Below are 1,109 nucleotides of genomic sequence, written 5' to 3'. Positions count from 1 at the left end.
CGCCCTATAAAAAGCAAGAATTAATGGCGCAAGCTGCCTATTTGGTTAACACGCGCAGACGACTATTAGTGACAGCATTATCAGGCGGTATGAGCAGACTTAGTGAACTCACAACGCAATGTTGATTTTTTAATTCAATAAACTGGCTCTAATTTATAACCTTTGAAAATTAAATATGAACATCAATTTTCAGGGCAACTAACGCCGCGTTAAGCGGACTAAAATAGTTGGTTATAATGTGCAGCGAAGCGGAACCTAACCAACTGTTTTAGTTCCGTTTAAACGCCTTGTTAAACCGACTTTACAGGAGGCTTATTTGGTGGAGGAGGGGGTGGTGGAACCTGATTTGGAATTATTGGACGATCATCGATATTCATTTTATTACTCCACATTTCTGTGCGGTTTTCTTGGAGGTGGTGGCGGAGGCGGAACTTGCACTGTAACTTGCCTTTCCGGTAATCGACTCGGTACAGGCTTCGATGGTGGCACTGGTCTTTTGCTCATTATTTTGTACTCCAAAGTTTAAATTAAAAAATATACCTACACATAAAACACCAATAATTAAAAATACTGGTCCACTGAAATGAAACACATTATTCAAAATAGTAATTTTTTTAGCTTCTTCAAATTCTAGTTTTTGGGGTATCTCATCTTTCTTCTCCCTTAAATCAGCAATCATCACAGCTCTATTTTCTAATATACGATCACATTTGTGTCTATAAATATGATTCAATAAACCAGAAATAACTAAGCTAGATAGAACACAAAATAGAGACAAACCTAAAAGTAACCAGCTAAATTTTAATAAACTTATTGCAGTAAGGTTATCTTGTAACCAAATTGATTTGCTAAAAGCAAAAATCAACCCTAATGCAGTGCTTGAAATAGCTAAAATTGCTTTATCAAGACCTTCTGATACCTTTTGATCTCGTTCAAGTAACGTATCTCTATAAATTTTAAAATTGTCGTAATCGTCATAGAGTTCTTTTTCTAAATTAGCAGAATCTATTTCATTATCTGTCATATGAGTAACTCTCATGTCGGTTTAACGCCCATATTAACGGGCTAAAAATTGTGGGCTAAAATGAGTGAGGAACGAACGAGAGCCC

The 1,109-nt window shown here is 36.1% G+C and carries 1 protein-coding gene; it reads right to left on the bottom strand.

Annotated features, from left to right (window positions below):
- Nucleotides 1-373: 373 nt before the first annotated feature.
- On the bottom strand, nucleotides 374-1,024 hold the full coding sequence (locus G322_RS0119480) for a hypothetical protein (protein WP_022943312.1): 651 nt from the start codon (nucleotides 1,022-1,024) through the stop codon (nucleotides 374-376).
- Between the last annotated feature and the right edge of the window lie 85 nt (nucleotides 1,025-1,109).

Source organism: Psychromonas hadalis ATCC BAA-638, from assembly GCF_000420245.1.
Taxonomy (GTDB): Bacteria; Pseudomonadota; Gammaproteobacteria; order Enterobacterales; family Psychromonadaceae; genus Psychromonas; species Psychromonas hadalis.
This window is presented reverse-complemented; position numbering and strand designations above follow the sequence as displayed.